This is a genomic window from Burkholderia sp. KL41 (genome assembly GCF_057005415.2).
In genome coordinates, this window is the sequence record NZ_CM174447.1 from 1,861,961 (window position 1) to 1,878,990 (window position 17,030).

A 17,030-nucleotide genomic window follows, 5' to 3' on the forward strand; every position below is an offset into this window, starting at 1 on the left:
AAGTTGGTTAATGGCGAGCGCATGCCGTCCGCCATGACTGGCAGACCGCATGGAAAGGAGATGGATCCGGTTTTAGGCCGTCTGGCCGATGCTCGGCGGGGCCGACAACTCCGCGAGCTGGAACAGGCAATCGCCGCGCTGCACCTGCGCGGGCACGCGCTTGCACACCACTTCGCCGTCGCCCTTGAAGCGGTGCAGCACCGGCTCGCGCAGCGGCGTATCGGGGAAGTGCACCCACGCGGCAGGCTGCCCGGCCTTCACCTGGTCGCCGAGTTCGACGAGCGGCTCGTACAGCCCGCGCTCGTACGCGTAGACGAAGTGGCGATCGCCGTCGACACGCATGAAGCGCGTGACGGTGGGCGGCGCGTCGGGCACGAGCGCGCCGTGCAGCAGGCCGATGTAACCGAGGTAGTGCAGCAGCCCGTGGCGGCCCAGCCGGATCAGCGACGGGTCGGCCATGCCGGCACCGCCGAGTTCGGTCACGATCGAGATCGCGCCCTGGCGGCGCGCGGCCGAGGCCGAGTGCACGGGATTCGGCGCGTGCAGCAGCGCGTTCTGCAACCCGAACGCGACCAGCAGCCCGTTGAGCTTCGCGGCTTCGTCGGCGTCGAGCGGGTCGATCGCGAGCATGTTGCCGCCCTGGTACAGCAGCGAGCTGCCGCCCGAGTGCAGGTCGACCAGATACTGCGAGCGCGCCAGCAGAACATGCTCGATGTAGTGGGCGATCATCTGCGTCGGCGTGCCGGCCGGGTCGCCGGGGAAGCTGCGGTTCAGGTTGCCCTGGTCGAGCGGCGACACGCGCAGGCCCGCGTCCGCCGCCGGGAAATTCGCCATCGGCAGCAGGATCAGCTGCCCGCTGACCATCCCGGGATCGATCTCGCGCATCAGCTGCGACACGATGATCTGGCCTTCGTACTCGTCGCCGTGGTTGCCGGCCATCACGAGCGCGACCGGGCCGTCGCCGTTGCGAATCGACGCGATCGGGATCGGCAGCCAGCCATACGCCGAGCGGTGTACGGAATGCGGCAGCCGCAGGTAGCCCGCGTGCTTGCCTTGTGCGTCGAGATCGATTTCGCAGTGGATGGGATTGCGGTGTGAGGAGGAGGCGGTCATGGCGGCATCGTTCGATGAACGGAATCTGCCATCTTATCGGGAAACGACCGCTGCGCGCCGCGCCGGGCGCGAGCGACGCCAAACGCCATCAGCCGGCAAGCGCATGGAGGCATGCGGGGGAGTTGCAAAGCCGATACGCGGAACCCGGTGCGATGTTGCAGCGGTGAACGCATGCCGGCATGCCGGCCGGCCGCATTCGGGCCTGGTGTTTCGCGCCGGCCCTTGCCGCGACGGGGCCGGCGCGCAAGGCCGGCTTACCGGCCCGATGTTTCAGCTTCGAGACGTCCTTCTTCCCACAGTGCCCAGAAACGGCTGCCGGCACGATACGGATTCGCGCGGCGCGCGGCGTGATCGGCGATGCCCTGGCGAAACGCGCCGTACAGCGTCAGCGGCGGATTGTCGACGCATCGGGCTTCGCGTGCGGCCGGCATGCGGCGTTCGGAAACGAGCCGGCGGATCAGTGACGCGCCGTCGATCACATCCAGTTCGTCGATGGTTTCGCTGCGGCTGAGGACTTCGACGGTATTCATGTTGGGTCTCCCTGACCACCTGTTTCCCTGACAGGGAGCAATAAGAGTGCCAGGTTCGAAAAGCCCGGCACTGCCTCGATCGTGCAGGCTTCTGCAGCCAACGTGACGGGTGGCGGGCGCCGATGTTACGGAACACGTCACGTGACACGCGAGCGCGCGACGCCACGTGCGGTCACGTAAAGCGTTTCGGAATTGAATCGTCGGGAGGCGTTGACGCGGGAGAAAGAGGACTGCGCAGCCGGGTCAGCTCGCGGTGGCCGGCGTGACCCGGCTGCTGCCGCTCGAATAGAAGCGGTAGATGCCCTTGCCGGCCGATTTCGCGTCGTACAGCGCGCTGTCGGCCTGCCGGATCAGTTCGTCGGGGGAGCCGTGCCCGTCGTCGAGCGCGATGCCGATGCTGATCCCCAGGATCACGGTCTCGCCGATCGACAGCGTGTACGGCGCCGAGATCTGCCGGATGATGCGCGCGGCGAGGAGCGAGCACGCGTGCATCGTCGCGTCGTCGATCGCGACGACGAATTCGTCGCCGCCGATGCGCGCGGCCAGCTCGCCGGGCGGCAGCGTCTTGCCGAGTCGCTCGGCGACCTGAGTCAGCACGTCGTCGCCGGCCTGGTGGCCGAACCGGTCGTTGATTGCCTTGAAGCCGTCGAGGTCGAGATACATGACGGCGAGCCCGGACTCCGGCGTGTGCGGCCGGCTCGCGAGCATCCGCCTGAGTTCCGCATGCAGTTCGTGGCGATTCGGCAAACCCGTCAGCGCATCGTGCCGCGCGAGATGCCGGATGTGCTGTTCGGTCTGCCGGCGCGCGGTGACGTCCTCGACGATGATCACCGCGTTGCCGTCCGGCACGAGATGGCGCGTCAGTTCGAGCTGGCGGCCATCGGCGAGCACCAGGTCGAGCGGTGCGGGTTCGTCGCAGGTCAGCCAGATCTCGCACTGCGCGGCGAGACGCGCGCCGCCGGGATCGATCGCGTCGTTCGCGCCGAGCGCCGCGACGACGGCGGGCAGCGGCGTTTCGAGCATGATCTGGCGCGGCGAGCCGAACAGTTGCGCGGTGCGCCGGTTCGCGACGATCACGCGGTGCTCGCCGTCGATCATGCACAGGCCGTGCGGCATGTAGGTGAGCGCGGCGTCGAAGCGCGCGACGAGTTCGGCGTTGCGCTGGCGCGCGGCAATCAGCGCGACGAGCACACGATAGTGACGCTGGACGACGGTGCGCATCGCGGCGAGGTAGATCGCGAGCGGCGGCAGCAGCAGCCACGCCCCCGGCCGGTGGGCCAGCAACGCGCCGATGCCGATCGGCAGCACGCCGACCGTGACCTGCGACATCGCGAGCCGGGGCAGCGCCGAATTGCGCGACGCGATCCCGCCGAACACGCCGCCCGCGACCATCACCGACAGCGTGCCGAGCTCGACGTCGACGGCCTGCACGCAGCCCATCACGCCGAGACCGAGCACGAAGCACGCGACGAGCGACACGGGCGCATAGCGCATCGCCCAGTATTCGGCGCGATCGTCGCCGCCGTCGCGCTGAACCGTGTACGCACGCGCGATCGAGAGCCGCGCGATGAGCAGGCCGACGTCGACGATCAGCCACGCGAGGCACCAGAGCTGCTGCAGCCGGATCAGCGCGACGGCCGCGACGAAGCCGCTCGCGAGCCCGGAGAGCGCCATCGGTCGGACGTCCTCGAACAGGGTAACGAGCATCGACGGGCGCAGCGCGGCCGTCACACGGTGGTTGCCGGAGGGGGGAGTGGCGAGAACGGAGTGCAGGAGAGATGCCCTGACTGCCATGGTTTTTGACCTCGACACGATGTCGCTTGATATCGCGATGGCTGGCGGCACCCGCACGGCACGTGGCGGAAGCCCGGCCAGGCCGGATGCGCACGACATTACCATGAAAAACGGGCGGCGCGGGGCGCCCGGATCGCCCGACGGACCCGCGTGCCGCGTCGGCCACCAGTCGTCAACCCCGCCCACGAAAGTCTTGCGCATTCGCTGGCGCCGGGGCAGCATCGTTGCGAACCGAACGAGGCTCGGCGATCGACAGGAGACAGGCGCGTATCCGCCGGGCGCGGTCGACACGAACGAAACCGCCGCAAGCGGGCAGGCGATGCGACCTGATGACCTGATCGCCACCCGCGACCGGCTGTCGCAGCCCGGCTGAACACCGTTATAAGAAATTCAATAAGTATTTCATGCGGGAAATACTATAGGCGATATATCAAAAACAATGCCAGAATGCGCGCCGCTCCGAACGTCGCGACATCCGATCGCCGTCCGAGCCGTATCAGGAGGTTCCCCCCAATGAAAAACCACGGCCTGTCACGGCGGGGTTTTCTGAAAGCCAGCGTGCTGGCGGGCGTCGCAGTGTATGTCGCGCCCCTGGGCAGCCGCGCGTTCGCGGCGCTCTTCGAAGAAAAACTCCTCACCCCCGTCAAATGGGATAGCGTCACCGGCATCCCCCAATTCCGCATCGACGGCATCGCGAAGGTCACGGGCTCGAAAGTGTTCGCCCGTGACGTGCGCGCGGCCGACATGCCGCACTGGCCGCAGCAGCAGTCTCATGCGCTGATCCTGCGCGTCACGCAGGCCGACCGCACGTACGAAGGCTTCGACCTTTCGCTGCTCGGCGACGAGCTGAAACCGGACCGCGTGGTCACGGCCGACGATCTCGTGCGCGACGGCGTCGCGTTCCCGGCGTTCTACGGCGACGACATGCTGCTGCCCGCCGGCAAGACGCCCGCGTATCTCGGCCATGCGGTCGCGATCCTCATCTACCACGACTTCGCGCGCTTCCGCTTCGCGAAGAACGCGCTCAAGTTCCGCGACGACGTGATCCGCTACGGCGCGGTCACGGGCCCGCTCGAGCGCGATCCGTGGGGCACCTTCCGCTACGTGCGCGTGGGCGGCAAGACGGCCTACGACGACGATGTCTATTCGAGCCTGAAGGACGCGCCGATCTTTCCGAGCATGATGCGCAAGCACCTGCCGGTGTGGCCGGACGGCAAGGAGCACGGCAAGCTCGACGAGCAGGGCATGTTCCTGGCCGGGCAGATCGCGAACGAGCTCGACCATCCGTCGGCCGACTGGCTCGTGTTCGACCGCGAGTACAACACGCAGTCGGTCGATACCTCCGCGCTCGAACCGGACAACGCGAACTGCTGGTACGACGCCGCGACGCAGTCGCTGCACCTCGTCGTGCCGACCCAGTCGCCGCTCGAAGTGGCGGAGAACGCGGCCGCGATGGTCGCGAAGTGCCGTTTCCCGGTGAAGAAGCTGTTCGTGCATCCGTGCTACACGGTCGGCTACGGCTCGAAGGATCACTTCAACGTGCCGTTCTACGGCCTCGTCTGCGCGCTGTACGCGGACGGCCGCCCGGTGCGTTTCGCGAACGATCGCTACGAACAGTTCCAGACGTCGCTGAAGCGTCACGCGTTCAAGATGCATTACCGGATCGCCGTGGATCGCAACACCGGCCTGCTGCAGTCGTTCAAGGGCGACTTCGAGGCGAACGGCGGCGGGCGCTCGAACTTCTCGCCGTCGGTCGCGATGGTCGGCGCGACGGCCGCGCAATCGATCTACTACTTCCCGAAGAGCGACCTCGCGGCCGTGGCGATTGCATCGCGCGCGATCGATGCCGGTTCCGCGCGCGGCTACGGCACGCTGCAGAGCATGGCGGCGACCGAGATGGCGGTCGACGAGATCGCCGCGCAGTTGAACATCGACCCGATCGATTTCCGCCTGCGCAACGCGCTGCGTTCGGGGATGAAGAACACGCAAGGGGCGATTCCCGCCGGCGCGCTGCGCGTCGACGAGGTGCTCGAGCGCTCGAAGCAGCATCCGCTGTGGACGCGCCGCGCCGCGCGCAAGGCCGAATACGAGGCGGCGAACCCGGGCAAGCGCTACGGCGTCGGCTTCGCGTGCGTGCAGAAGGACTTCGGCACGGGCGCGGAAGCGTCGTTCGCGAAGGTCGAATTCGACGAGAACGGCAAGGTGTCGCTGCGCCACACGGCTGCCGAGATCGGCACCGGGATGTCGACGTCGCAGGCCGTGGCCGTCGTGAAGTGGCTCGGCCGTCCGGCGACGGACGTGCAGGTCGCGGTGACCGAGTGGCCGGACCTGCCGGTCGAGACCAGCGGCGATCCGTACATCATGTCGCAGGCCGACCAGGATCGCCTGAGCGCGAACCCGCGCTGGTCGCCGAGTTATGCGTCGCCGTCGAGCGCGACGAACTCCGCGTACTACTTCACGCACAGCACGCGCGAAGCCGCGCGCGCGGTGTTCCGCTACGGCCTATGGCCGGCGGCGATGTCGATCTGGACGCGCGGCCTCGGCGGCGGCCAGGCCGCGCCGTACACGATCCGCATCGAGGACGCGCGCTGGGTCGACGGCAAGCTGACCGCCGACGGCCTCGAGCCGCTGTCGTTCGAACAGCTCGCGAAGCAGGCGCATGCGCTCGGCCTGCCGACCGGCGCCGTCGTGCACGTGTTCAACCGCTGGCAGTGGACCGACGCCGAGTTCGAAGTGGGCGGCGTGGTCGATCGTTTGCCGATCGACGGGCTGTCGCTGCGCGTCGGCGCACCGAAGACGGGTGACAACGGCCCGGTGCCCGGCACCGCCGCGCCTGCCGGCGCGACCGCGATGCGCGGCACGCTGGCGCCGACCGCGAACGGCTACCGCGTGCTGGACCGCAAGCGCGTGTTCATCCCGCCGACGAGCCGCAACAACGCGGCCGTCACGTACTACACGGCGGTCGGCACGCTGGTCGAGCTGGCCGTGCACGAAGCGACCGGCAAGGTCGAGCTGCTCACGCATCACTCGATCATGGAATGCGGCAACCAGATTTCGCCGCAGCTCGTGTCGGGCCAGTTGCAGGGCGGTCTCGCGATGGGTATCGGCCACGCGTTGCATGAATACCTGCCGCTGTATGAAGACGGCCCCGGCAACGGCACGTGGAACTTCAACCGTTACCAGCTGCCGCGCGCATCCGACGTCGCCGTCTGGACGCAGACGGGCGACGTGCTGCCGCCGCTGTCCGAGACCGATCCGCCGAAGGGCGTCGCCGAAGTGGTGATGATCCCCGTCGTCGGCGCGATCGTGAACGGCATCGCGCACGCGATCGGCCATCGTTTCACCGACCTGCCGGTGACCCCGCAAAAGATTCAGGAGGTGCTCGCATGACGACCGCCCAAACCGCGGCTTCGGCCGCGAGCGCCAGCGCCGCTGCGACCGGCGCTTCTGCACCGGCCCAGGCTTCGGCCGTACCGGACTCTGCACCGGCCTCGGCTCCGGCCCCGGCCGTACCGGCCTCGGCACCGGCCGCCGTCGAGCGTCCGCTCGTCCGGTTCCAGTCGAAACCGCTGTCGATCAACATCAACGGCAAGTCCGTCGGCCCGATGCAGGTGCCGGAAGGGCTGATGATGATCGAGTTCCTGCACGAATACGCGGGCCTCACCGGGTCGCGGCTCGGTTGCGGGCAGGGCATCTGCCACGCGTGCGTCGTGATCGTCGACAAGCCGGACGGCACGAGCGAGGAAATGCGCACCTGCATCACCGGCGCGCATTTCTTCCACGGCCGCGCGATCCGCACGATCGAAGGCCACGCGAAGCGCAACGAAGCGGGCGAAGTGGTCGAGCTGTCGCCGATCCAGCAGAAGTTCCTCGAGCACTTCAGCTTCCAGTGCGGCTATTGCACGCCGGGCTTCGTCAATGCGGCGACCGTGCTGATCGAACGCCTGAAGCGCGAACCGGTTGCGAAGGCCGACGTCGAGCGCACGATCACCGAGGCGCTCGATGCGCACCTCTGCCGCTGCACGGGCTATGTCCGCTACTACGAAGCCGTCAAGGACGTGGTGCTGACGACGCCGGGACTCGTGAAGGACGCCGCATGAAACGCACATTCGCTCATCGTATCGCGCGGGCTGCGGGCCTCCCGGTGCTCGCGGCGGCTTGCGCGCTGCTGCTCGCCGCATGCGGCGGCCACGACGCACCGGCCTCGAACGCCGCTTCCGGCGCGCCCGGTGCCGACCCGGTCGCGCGCGGCCGTTATCTCGTCAAGGCCGCCGACTGCGCGGCGTGCCACACCGCGAAGGACGGCGCGCCGTTCGCCGGCGGCGCGCCCCTCGAATCGCCGTTCGGCACGTTCTACGGCTCGAACATCACGCCGGACAAGGATCACGGGATCGGCAGCTGGAGCGCGGACGATTTCTACGCCGCGCTGCATGACGGCAAGGCGCCGGGCAAGCGCCTGTATCCGTCGATGCCGTACACGTCGTACCGGCAGCTCACGCGTGCCGATTCCGACGCGATGTACGCGTACCTGAAGACCGTCAGGCCGGTCGCGCAGGAAAACCGCGAGCACGAGCTGAAGTTCCCGTACAACCTGCGTTTCGGGATGGTCTTCTGGGACATGGTGTTCCTGAAGGACAGCCTGCCCGATGCCTCGGCCGGCCAGTCCGCCGACTGGCAGCGCGGCCGCTATCTGGCGGGTGCGCTCGGCCACTGCGCGGAATGCCACACGCCGCGCGCGTTCACGGGCCAGCTCGACAGCGCGAAGCCGTTCGCGGGCGCGGCGCTCGGCCGCGTGGCCGCGCCCGACATCACGCCGGCCGGCCTTGCCGCGCGCGGCTGGACGGGTGCCGACCTGCAGACGTTCTTCGGCGTCGGCATCGCGCCGCAAGGCTCGGCATTCGGCGAGATGTACCCGGTCGTGCACCTGAGCACGCAGTACATGACGAAGGACGACCTGCGTGCGCTGTCCGTGTACCTGCTGGGCGATACGCCGCCCGCGCCGCAACCGGTGAAGCCGGTGTCGGCCGACGCCGCGCAGCTCGCGGCCGGCCGCTCGGTGTATCTCGCGGTCTGCGCGGGGTGTCACGGCTTCAACGGCGAAGGCAAGCCGCACGTGGCGGTGCCGATGAACGGCAATTCGACGGTGCGCCAGGGCGACCCGCGCAACCTGCTGGTCGCGATGCTCGACGGCATCGGCGAGCAGAAGTTCGCCGGGTTCGAGAACCTGCAGCCGATGCCCGGTTTCGCGCACACGCTGAGCGACGACGAACTCGCGCAGCTCGCGAACTACCTGCGTGCGACGTGGGGCGGCCAACCCGCGAGCGTCACGCCGGCCGACGTGAAGGCCATGCGTTAAGTCGTGCCGCCGGGCGGGGCGTCGCGCGCGATTCAGCCGGTTTCCGGTGTTCGTGCGCGACGCGTCGCCCGACTGTTCCCAGCGGTTCTTCAGTAGCCGCTGCCTCCTCCGCCACCGCCCGCACCTCCCGCGCCACTGCCGCCGTACCGGCTCATGCCCGGCCCTTGCGGAGCGCCGCCACCCGACGTACATCCTGCCGACAGCACGAGCACCAGCGCCGCGATCAGCGCCGCGGCCAACGTTGCGGATCTCATTTCCACCTCCTTGCAACGCGCAGGCCGCGGGAAAGGCCGGTTCGCGTGAACCGTGCGTCTGCGCGCTGAAGAAACGTTTCGGGCGGGCCGTTTATTCCATGCCTTTTGCGGATCGTCGAATGCGAGGGGGGCGGACCGGCGTCGTCGCACGGCGTGTTGATACACTGCGGCACGCCGCCATTCCGGTTCCGACCACGAAAAACATGAGTGCCACCGCTGAACGTCCGTCGTCGCGTCCGTTTCGTCCCGCCGTGCTCGGCTGCGTGTCGTTTGCCGTCGGCGGCCCGCTGGTCGCATCGCTCGTCTGGCCGGCCGTGATGCTGATCGGGTGGTCGTTGATCGACGGCCCGTCGTGGGATGAACTGAAAGTCAGCGCCGGCATGGTTCCGCTGATCTTCTTCGCGTCGTTCCTGTTCGGCTATTTCCTGCCGGCGGCCGTGACCGGCGGCATCATGGGCGCAATCGGCACGCGGCTCCGGCGGCGCTGGTTCGTGCTGCTGGGGATGGTCGTCGGCGCCGGTGCGATGATCGGTTTCGTCGAACTCGAGGGTTACCTGATGAAAATCGACCAGTTCAGCGACATCGACGCGATCGCCACGCTCGATGCGATCGTGACGTCGGCGGTGATGTCGCACTGGCTGCATCGCCGCCTCGATCGCCGGCGTTGAGCACGAAGCGTTGCGCGATCGGCCGCCTTCACGTCGATCGCGTGCAGGCGGCGGGCAGGGGCGGCACCGCGCGGCCGCTCGCGCGACCAACTGGCTGCCATGCCGGTCCTGAAGCGAATGCCGCCGTCACGGCGGCCCGGGATCAACGATAGACGAGATCCGCGCGGCGGTTCTGTGCCCACGCATCCTCGTCGTGGCCGAGCGCGACCGGCTTTTCCTTGCCGAGGCTGACCGCCTCGAGTTGCGTGGCTTGCACACCGAGCGTTTCGAGCGCGCTCGTCACGGCCTGCGAACGGCGTTGGCCGAGCGCGAGGTTGTATTCGGACGTGCCGCGTTCGTCGGTGTTGCCCTGGATCAGCACATGCCGCGCCGGATGGCTGCGCAGGTAGTCGGCGTGTGCCTGCAGCAGCGACTGGTATTCGGGCTTGACGGAGTACTGGTCGAAATCGAAGTAGATGCTGCGCTTCGCGAGCGGGCTGTTCGGATTGTTGAGCTCGTCGGCCGTCACCGTTGCGACGGCTTCGCTCGAGGGCGCGGGCTCCATGCCGGCATTCTCGGGTGTCTTGGCCGCGTGGTGGCAACCGGCCAGCAGTACGACGGTTGTCAGGACCGCAAATCGGTTCGTTTTGCTCATCGTTCGTCTCCGGCGGTTGACTGCATTGAACGCGTGGGGCGAGCGATCGGCACGCCCGTATCCGGCCGAACGGCGCGAAAGATCCGGCACCTACGACGTGAATTATGTTCGTAAGCCGGTGGTGCGCCATATGAAAGAGTGTTGCGGCCGGAACGCCAAATTTCGGCGTCGCTGCAAACAGATTAGGAAAAATGTCACAGCGTGACCAGTTTCTCCGCATTTTTTTGCGTCGACGCCACAGACCGGGCGGCATTCGTGCCGTCACGCGGCGCGATGCCGTTGCGCAAAGGCCGCGCACGGGCACGGCCTTTGCGGCTCGGGGCATGCGACCGAGCGGTGCCGAAACGCATGCCTTGCGCGGACGGCGTGGCAACGCCGTGCTTCGTCTTCAGAACTTGTGCCGCAGCCCCAGTGCGACGACGACCTGGTTGCTGTTCGCCGACGGCGTCAGCGTCCAGACGGTCGCGTTGAACGCGGGGTTGCCGTTGCCGCCGCTCACGCTCTGGTAGACCCCCTCGAGATACGCATCCGTGCGCTTCGACAGCGCATAGTCGGCTTGCGCGACGACCTGGTTCCATTTCGGCCGCGTCTGGCCGGTGCGCGTGTCGAAGCGGCCCATCGTGTACGTGTACGCGGCCGAGAGGCTCAACGCACGCGTGACGGCGAAGCGCCCGTCGACCGAGAAGTTGTCGAACACCAGCGATTCCCCCTTCAACGGCGCGATGCCGCTGCCCTGGAGCACGCCCGTCACGCCGTCGGTGGTCGAGTGCGACCACGCGGCGCCGACCGAATGCGGCCCGAACGCATAACGGCCGGCCGCGGCCCAGATCTGCTGGTTGCCGCCCGTGATCGTCGCCGAGCCGTCGACCGTGCTGAGCGCACCGTTCGGGTTCGGCGCATTGCGGTCGCGGCTGATCTTCAGGTAGCCGGCGCCGAGCTTCAGCGGCCCGTTCGCGTACGACACGCCCGCGCTCCATGCCGCGTTGTTGGCGAACTGGCCGGCCGTGTTCGAGAACCCGTACATCGCGCCGAACCTCAGCCCGCGATACGTCGGGCTCGTGTACTTCACCGCCTGGTTGATGCGGAGGTTGCGGTTCGAATCGTCGTTGTCGTACGGATGAACCGCGAGGTTGCCGCCCCAGCCGGGGCCGGACGCGCCGAGCGGTGTCACGAAATCGAGGATCAGGTCGTACTGGCGGCCGAACGTGAGCTCGCCGGCCGTCTTCGAGCTCACGCCGACCCATGCCTGGCGGCCGAACATGTCGACGCCTTTCTGCGACAGCGCGCCGGTGGTGCCCGAGAAACCGTTCTCGAGCCCGAAGATCGCGGCCATCCCGCCGCCGAGATCCTCGCGGCCGCGCAACCCCCAGCGCGATGCGTTCAGGGCGCCGCTCGTCATCGCGACGGTGCCGCTGCCCGGCGAGCCGGCGCCGTGCGTGCGCTGGTTGGTCGCGTAGGTGATCGACGTGTCGATCAGGCCGTACAGCGTCACGCTGCTCTGCGCGTGTGCGCCGTCCGACGCGAAGGCGGTCAGGCAAGTGGCAATGGCGGTCCCCGCGAGTCGCGTGCTGGCGTGTTTATTCATCTTGTAGGAATGCAAAGAAGTTTTTTATCGTTTTACCGCCGCGGTGGCCGGCGGATCGAGCGGCCATTATTGGAGATCGCGCGGTGGTCGATTAAGGCGTTGCACAGGAAAGGTCCTCTGCGAAATCGCGTGGAATCGCGGCGGGACGAAGGCGGGGAGGGGGCAGTTCGGCGGGAAACCCGTCGCCGGGTTTGCGATGCGTTCGACGGTTCGACGGTTCGACGGGAAGTCGGGTGATTCAGTTGACCCTCGCGTGATCGTCCGTCGAGCGATGGCCGACGGGGAGCCTAGCGGCGGGCAACCGGCAGCGCGGCTTCGATGCCACCGCCGCGATACGCGGCACGAACGGCGATCGCCCTGGCTTCGAGTGCTTCCGGTGAGAGCCAGGGCCGCAAGCGGACCGCGACGCGCGGCAACGCGGCAAGCTGATCGCGCAGGCGCACGATCGACCGGCAGCCACGGAATGCCGACGACCCGGCGTCGGGGCCGGACGCGGCTTCCGCAAGCTCGGCCGCCCACTCGACGCCGCGGTGGCGCCTGACTTCGTCGAGGTGCGGCAGATGGCGCGCATCGCCCGATAACGCGATCAACAGCGCGGCCCAGTGCGCGCCGCGCCATCCAGCGTTCATGTCGTCCGTGAGGTCGGCCAGCAGCGTGTCGTCCAGCACGGACAGGCTTTGCCGGCACAGGTAGTGGAAGTCGAGCGGCTGGTAGCGGACCTGCGGGTAGTCGCACAGCACATGCCCGAGTTCGGCGCCGGTCTCGACAGCAGCGGCCAGGAACCGTTCGGCCGGAGCCGGGCGGTTCAGCAGCAGCGTCGGCACGCTCCGGTAGAGCCGGTAGATGTCGTCGGGGTGATAGTGCATCGCGAATGTCGGGGTGATCGACCGGCGCGCGCGGCGCACCGTTCAGGTTGTCTGCTGATCGCCGGACAGCAGCGCCGTATGACGCCGCTGCATTTCATCGGGCTCGACCGCTTCGATCGTGGGCGCGATCGGCCGATCGTAACCGAACGGGTCGCGAATCTTGCCGGAGCGCTCACGTCGGGTTGTCTACGATTCCCCCGTGGGGCGAAAGCGATCGCGGTATGCGCCGGGGCTGAGGCCGACCTTGTCCTTGAACAGTCGGCAGAACGAGCTGGTATCGCTGTATCCCACCTGGGCCGTAATCCGCTCGAGGCTGAGATCGCCGGCCTCCAGCAAGCCGCGCGCGGCTTCGATGCGCAGGTTCTGCAAATACCGCAATGGCGGCTGATTCAGCGCCGCGCGGAATCGGCGGATGATCGTGCGCTCGCTCACGCCGAGCTCATGCGCCATCTCCGACATCTTCACGTCCTTCGTCATGTTCTTCTGCAGCCAATACTGCGCGCGGTGAACCAGCGAGTCGGCGTGTTCCTTGTCTGCCAGCAACGGGAGATACGGCAATTGCTTCGTCTGGCTGACGTCGATCAGCATCGTCTTCGCGCACTGCGCGGCGATGGCCGCCCCGCAGAAGCGCTCGATGACATGGATGGTCTGCAGCAGGTAGGACGCCGATGCCCCGGCACAGATCAGGCGATCGGCTTCGGTGACGACGGGTTCCAGCTGAAGGTCGACGCGGGGAAACCGGCTGCGGAACTGATCGGCCAGCCACCAAGTGGTCGTCGCGGGCCGTTCGTCCAGGAGGCCGGTTCTGGCCAGGACGAACGTGCCGGTGCAGTTCGCCGCAAGGTAGGCCCCCGCGTTCCATTGCGAAACCAGCCAGTCGCATGCGGCCGACTGTCGTGCCAGCAACCGGTCGAAGGCCTTGCCGCTTGCGTAATGCGCACTGGGGATGAAAACCAGGTCGAACTTCTCGCGCGGCCGGATCGGCTCCGTGTTCAGTTGCAAGCCGTTGCTCGCCATGACCGGCTTCCCCGTCGGAGAAACGAACCGCCATTCGAACTGCGCATTGCCGTCGCCCCTTTGTCGCCGCCAGTGCGCGTTCGCGATCTGCAGGATGTCGGCGAACCCGCCCAGGCTGGAAGCGTAGCAATCGTCATACGCAAGAATGGCGGCGCGGGGCATGATGTGTCGGATATCGCATTCGATGTGTCAGTTTCGCCAATGTACGGCAGTTCGGCGCGCGAGGAAACTGGTCGTGTCAACCTGGCGCCAGTTGGCGGGCAGCGACAGGATCGCCATGCGGCCGGCAGCGCGGGGGACGCAGTATCGTGTGCCGGCCGGGCCGCGAGAAGGCCGATGTGGGTGCCCCCGGGTAGCTGCAGGCGCCTCCGTTGCCCGGCAGCGTGGATTTCCGTCGGCTTCGCGCCGCCGATTCAGCCGCGCAGTGACGCGCGTCGGGGCCGCAGCGTGCCCTGCATGCGAAGGCGCTTTCGTCTCAACCTGAACCGCAAACATCATGAAAACCAGGATCACCGAACTCTTCGGCATCGACTATCCGATCATCCAGGGCGGCATGCACCATGTCGGGTACGCGGAGCTGGCCGCAGCAGTCTCCAACGCCGGCGGACTCGGCATCATCACCGGCCTGACCCAGCGATCGCCGGCCGATCTGGCCGCTGAAATCCGGCGTTGCCGCGAAATGACCGACAAGCCGTTCGGCGTGAACCTCACGTTCCTGCCGACCGTCACGTCCCCCGACTATCCCGGCTACATCCGGGCCATCGTCGAAGGCGGGGTCAAGGTCGTCGAAACGGCCGGCAACAACCCGCAGCCCTACCTGGCCGCGCTCAAGGAAGCGCACATCAAGGTGATCCACAAGTGCACGTCGATTCGCCACGCGCTGAAGGCCGAGTCCATCGGCTGCGATGCGGTCAGCGTGGACGGATTCGAATGCGGCGGCCATCCGGGCGAGGACGACATTCCGAACTTCATTCTGCTGCCACGCGCCGCCGAGGAGCTCAGGATTCCGTTCGTGGCCTCCGGCGGCATGGCTGACGGCCGGTCGCTGGTTGCGGCACTTTCGCTCGGCGCGGACGGCGTCAACATGGGAACGCGCTTCGTCGCCACCCGCGAGGCGCCGGTGCACGAGAACGTGAAGCAGGCGCTGGTCGCGGCCTCCGAACTGGATACGCGCCTGGTCATGCGCCCGTTGCGCAATACCGAGCGCGTGCTGCGCAATGCCGCGGTCGATCGCATTCTCGAAAAGGAAAGCAGGCTCGGCGCCGGCATCCGGTTCGACGATATCGCCGAAGAAGTCGCCGGCGTGTATCCGCGCATCATGAAGGAGGGCGCGCTCGACGCGGGCGCGTGGTCGTGCGGCCTGGTCGTCGGCCTGATCCGCGATATCCCGACCGTGAAGGAACTCGTCGAGCGCATCGTGAGCGAGGCGACGGAGATCATCCGCAGCCGCCTGGCACGTATCGCGGTTTGATCCGGATTGGCGACGCGGGATGCAGCCACCCGTCGCCGACGAATCTTCGCCGGCGCGATGCCGGCGAGGATTCTTGCGGGATGTGGTCGACGAGGGCCGACCGGGCGACCGCGGCGATGATCGAACGCGTGCGGTTGGTGGCCGCTGTGTCGATGTAGCGTCTGTCGCGTCGCCGGTTCCAGTCGCCTCGCGGCGCGACCGGACTCGAGCATCCTGTCCGTCGTGAACTGAATCACTTCACGACGGACAGGGTGCTCGTGTGTTCAATGACTTCCCCTTGTCGGATCGGGCAACCCGGGTTGCCCGATTCCGCTTTCCCCTCGGGCAGCGCCCCCGGACCTCATCCGGATTCCGGCCGGGCCGACGCCACCGCGTCGCGCCACGCGAGCCCGAGGCGGTTTCTCCCCGGCTCGGCGCATCGCAAGCCGGCGCCCGCTCCGGCGATCGGCCCATGAGATGACAAATACCGTCATCGACGGATCGAGATCTTGCGCGCGGCGATATAATTCGCGCTCCGAGGGCCTTCGAGCCCGACCGCGAATACAAGACAAGAAGAAGCAGACATGGCTCCGTCTCAACCGCATGCATTGCAGCGTCCGCCCGCTGAAGTCCTGTATGCCGATCAGCTCGCGCAGCTGAAGGCGCAGGACGGCGCCCAACCACGCCCGCCGGGCTGGCAACTGAGTCTGACGGCCGCCCGCGCATTCATTGCCGGCGATCGCTCGCTCGGCATCGCGCCGAAGGTGGTCGCGCCGATCGCGAGCATCGAGCGCATGCTCGTCACGCTCGCCACCGGGCGCGGGCTGATGCTGGTCGGCGAGCCGGGCACCGCGAAATCGATGCTGTCCGAGCTGCTGGCGGCCGCGATCAGCGGCACGTCGACGCTGACGATCCAGGGCGGCGCATCGATCACCGAAGACCAGATCAAGTACGGCTGGAACTATGCGTTGCTGATCAACGAAGGGCCGAGCCCGCGCGCGCTCGTGCCCGCGCCGCTGTACCAGGGCATGCACGACGGCCGGATCGTGCGCTTCGAGGAAATCACGCGTGCGCCGCTGGAAGTGCAGGACTGCCTGCTCGGCATGCTGTCGGATCGCGTGATGGCCGTGCCCGAACTGCACGGCGAACACGGGATGCTGTACGCGCGCGAGGGCTTCAACATCATTGCGACCGCGAACACGCGCGACCGTGGCGTGAACGAGATGAGCGCGGCGCTCAAGCGGCGCTTCGATTTCGAAACCGTGTTTCCGATTCTCGACTTCGACAGCGAACTCGCGCTCGTGCGCGAAGCCAGCGCGCGCCTGCTGGCCGGCAGCGGTATTCCGGCGGCCGTGCCGCAGCCGGTGCTGGAACTGCTGGTCACCACGTTTCGCGATTTGCGCGGCGGGGCCGGCGATGCGGCGGGCAGCGACGGCGCGATGGACCGGCTGACGGCGGTGATGTCGACGGCCGAAGCGGTGAACGTCGCGCATGCGGTCGGCGTGCGCGCATGGTTTCTCGAGCAGCGCGAAGGGTCGCCGCAGGATCTGGTCGACTGCATCGCCGGCACCGTGGTCAAGGACAACGCCGACGACCGCGCGAAGCTGCGCCGCTATTTCGAACAGAAGGCCGCCCGGCGCGAAGGGGCGCACTGGCGCGCGTATTACGCGGCACGCCACCGTCTGCCGTGACGCGCGACATGAGTACGACCGATCGCGGCGGCATGCGCGGGCCGGGACGTCGTGCGCGCGATGCGCACGGCG

The 17,030-nt window shown here is 67.7% G+C and carries 15 protein-coding genes; 7 read left to right on the forward strand and 8 right to left on the reverse strand.

The window, feature by feature from the left end:
• Positions 1-72 precede the first annotated feature (72 nt).
• From PQB87_RS25855 to PQB87_RS25865, 3 genes are all read right to left on the reverse strand, one after another.
• Positions 73-1,113 carry a succinylglutamate desuccinylase/aspartoacylase family protein gene (locus PQB87_RS25855; protein WP_059683597.1) on the reverse strand — a complete coding sequence of 347 codons (1,041 nt, stop codon included), beginning with the start codon at positions 1,111-1,113 and terminating at the stop codon, positions 73-75.
• Positions 1,114-1,367: 254 nt separating this feature from the next.
• Complete coding sequence (locus PQB87_RS25860; RefSeq protein ID WP_027791638.1) at positions 1,368-1,643, reverse strand: hypothetical protein; 276 nt, start codon at positions 1,641-1,643, stop codon at positions 1,368-1,370.
• 243 nt (positions 1,644-1,886) lie between these two features.
• A complete protein-coding gene (locus tag PQB87_RS25865) occupies positions 1,887-3,437 on the reverse strand; it encodes a sensor domain-containing diguanylate cyclase (protein WP_059683595.1) in 1,551 nt (516 codons plus the stop codon).
• On the opposite strand from PQB87_RS25865, the gene PQB87_RS25870 reads away from it, so the two are divergent.
• From PQB87_RS25870 to PQB87_RS25885, 4 genes are all read left to right on the forward strand, one after another.
• Positions 3,436-3,810, forward strand: a complete 375-nt coding sequence (locus tag PQB87_RS25870) for a hypothetical protein (RefSeq protein ID WP_175830151.1) — start codon at positions 3,436-3,438, stop codon at positions 3,808-3,810. The two genes, PQB87_RS25865 and PQB87_RS25870, sit on opposite strands and share 2 nt — an antisense overlap.
• 140 nt (positions 3,811-3,950) lie before the next feature.
• Entirely contained in the window at positions 3,951-6,827 is a 2,877-nt protein-coding gene (locus PQB87_RS25875) for a xanthine dehydrogenase family protein molybdopterin-binding subunit (protein WP_111940029.1), read from the forward strand.
• Entirely contained in the window at positions 6,824-7,537 is a 714-nt protein-coding gene (locus PQB87_RS25880; protein WP_111940030.1) for a (2Fe-2S)-binding protein, read from the forward strand. Before PQB87_RS25875 ends, PQB87_RS25880 begins: the two co-directional genes overlap by 4 nt.
• Positions 7,534-8,793, forward strand: coding sequence for a cytochrome c (locus PQB87_RS25885; RefSeq protein ID WP_111940031.1), 1,260 nt, complete (start codon positions 7,534-7,536; stop codon positions 8,791-8,793). The genes PQB87_RS25880 and PQB87_RS25885 overlap by 4 nt, the downstream gene beginning before the upstream one ends.
• An 89-nt stretch (positions 8,794-8,882) precedes the next feature.
• Here PQB87_RS25885 and PQB87_RS25890 read toward each other — a convergent pair whose 3' ends face one another.
• Positions 8,883-9,047, reverse strand: a complete 165-nt coding sequence (locus tag PQB87_RS25890; RefSeq protein ID WP_165580347.1) for a hypothetical protein — start codon at positions 9,045-9,047, stop codon at positions 8,883-8,885.
• 203 nt (positions 9,048-9,250) lie between these two features.
• Here PQB87_RS25890 and PQB87_RS25895 point away from each other — a divergent pair, with 203 nt between their 5' ends.
• Positions 9,251-9,715, forward strand: a complete 465-nt coding sequence (locus tag PQB87_RS25895) for a hypothetical protein (protein ID WP_059683586.1) — start codon at positions 9,251-9,253, stop codon at positions 9,713-9,715.
• A 142-nt stretch (positions 9,716-9,857) separates the two neighbouring features.
• Here PQB87_RS25895 and pal read toward each other — a convergent pair whose 3' ends face one another.
• From pal to PQB87_RS25915, 4 genes are all read right to left on the reverse strand, one after another.
• Positions 9,858-10,349: a peptidoglycan-associated lipoprotein Pal gene (pal, locus tag PQB87_RS25900; protein ID WP_059683585.1), complete on the reverse strand. Its 492-nt coding sequence runs from the start codon at positions 10,347-10,349 to the stop codon at positions 9,858-9,860.
• A gap of 388 nt (positions 10,350-10,737) precedes the next feature.
• Complete coding sequence (locus PQB87_RS25905) at positions 10,738-11,934, reverse strand: porin (RefSeq protein ID WP_059683583.1); 1,197 nt, start codon at positions 11,932-11,934, stop codon at positions 10,738-10,740.
• A 287-nt stretch (positions 11,935-12,221) separates the two neighbouring features.
• The gene (locus PQB87_RS25910) at positions 12,222-12,800 is read right to left on the reverse strand and encodes a hypothetical protein (RefSeq protein WP_489242862.1); all 579 of its coding nucleotides are present in this window, start codon (positions 12,798-12,800) and stop codon (positions 12,222-12,224) included.
• 186 nt (positions 12,801-12,986) lie between these two features.
• Entirely contained in the window at positions 12,987-13,979 is a 993-nt protein-coding gene (locus PQB87_RS25915) for a GlxA family transcriptional regulator (protein WP_060061728.1), read from the reverse strand.
• Positions 13,980-14,313: 334 nt separating this feature from the next.
• On the opposite strand from PQB87_RS25915, the gene PQB87_RS25920 reads away from it, so the two are divergent.
• Together PQB87_RS25920 and PQB87_RS25925 are read left to right on the forward strand one after the other, a co-directional pair.
• Positions 14,314-15,288: an NAD(P)H-dependent flavin oxidoreductase gene (locus PQB87_RS25920; RefSeq protein ID WP_059484897.1), complete on the forward strand. Its 975-nt coding sequence runs from the start codon at positions 14,314-14,316 to the stop codon at positions 15,286-15,288.
• Between the two features lie 563 nt (positions 15,289-15,851).
• Complete coding sequence (locus tag PQB87_RS25925) at positions 15,852-16,958, forward strand: ATP-binding protein (protein WP_021158777.1); 1,107 nt, start codon at positions 15,852-15,854, stop codon at positions 16,956-16,958.
• Positions 16,959-17,030: the final 72 nt, after the last annotated feature.

Excerpts from the sequence above, each read along its gene's own strand:
- PQB87_RS25855 (WP_059683597.1), bottom strand. The coding sequence starts at position 1,113 with ATGACCGCCTCCTCCTCACACCGCAATCCCATCCACTGCGAAATCGAT.
- PQB87_RS25860 (WP_027791638.1), bottom strand. The coding sequence starts at position 1,643 with ATGAATACCGTCGAAGTCCTCAGCCGCAGCGAAACCATCGACGAACTG.
- PQB87_RS25870 (WP_175830151.1), top strand. The coding sequence starts at position 3,436 with ATGGTTTTTGACCTCGACACGATGTCGCTTGATATCGCGATGGCTGGC.
- PQB87_RS25865 (WP_059683595.1), bottom strand. The coding sequence starts at position 3,437 with ATGGCAGTCAGGGCATCTCTCCTGCACTCCGTTCTCGCCACTCCCCCC.
- PQB87_RS25875 (WP_111940029.1), top strand. The coding sequence starts at position 3,951 with ATGAAAAACCACGGCCTGTCACGGCGGGGTTTTCTGAAAGCCAGCGTG.
- PQB87_RS25880 (WP_111940030.1), top strand. The coding sequence starts at position 6,824 with ATGACGACCGCCCAAACCGCGGCTTCGGCCGCGAGCGCCAGCGCCGCT.
- PQB87_RS25885 (WP_111940031.1), top strand. The coding sequence starts at position 7,534 with ATGAAACGCACATTCGCTCATCGTATCGCGCGGGCTGCGGGCCTCCCG.
- PQB87_RS25890 (WP_165580347.1), bottom strand. The coding sequence starts at position 9,047 with ATGAGATCCGCAACGTTGGCCGCGGCGCTGATCGCGGCGCTGGTGCTC.
- PQB87_RS25895 (WP_059683586.1), top strand. The coding sequence starts at position 9,251 with ATGAGTGCCACCGCTGAACGTCCGTCGTCGCGTCCGTTTCGTCCCGCC.
- pal (WP_059683585.1), bottom strand. The coding sequence starts at position 10,349 with ATGAGCAAAACGAACCGATTTGCGGTCCTGACAACCGTCGTACTGCTG.
- PQB87_RS25905 (WP_059683583.1), bottom strand. The coding sequence starts at position 11,934 with ATGAATAAACACGCCAGCACGCGACTCGCGGGGACCGCCATTGCCACT.
- PQB87_RS25910 (WP_489242862.1), bottom strand. The coding sequence starts at position 12,800 with ATGCACTATCACCCCGACGACATCTACCGGCTCTACCGGAGCGTGCCG.
- PQB87_RS25915 (WP_060061728.1), bottom strand. The coding sequence starts at position 13,979 with ATGCCCCGCGCCGCCATTCTTGCGTATGACGATTGCTACGCTTCCAGC.
- PQB87_RS25920 (WP_059484897.1), top strand. The coding sequence starts at position 14,314 with ATGAAAACCAGGATCACCGAACTCTTCGGCATCGACTATCCGATCATC.
- PQB87_RS25925 (WP_021158777.1), top strand. The coding sequence starts at position 15,852 with ATGGCTCCGTCTCAACCGCATGCATTGCAGCGTCCGCCCGCTGAAGTC.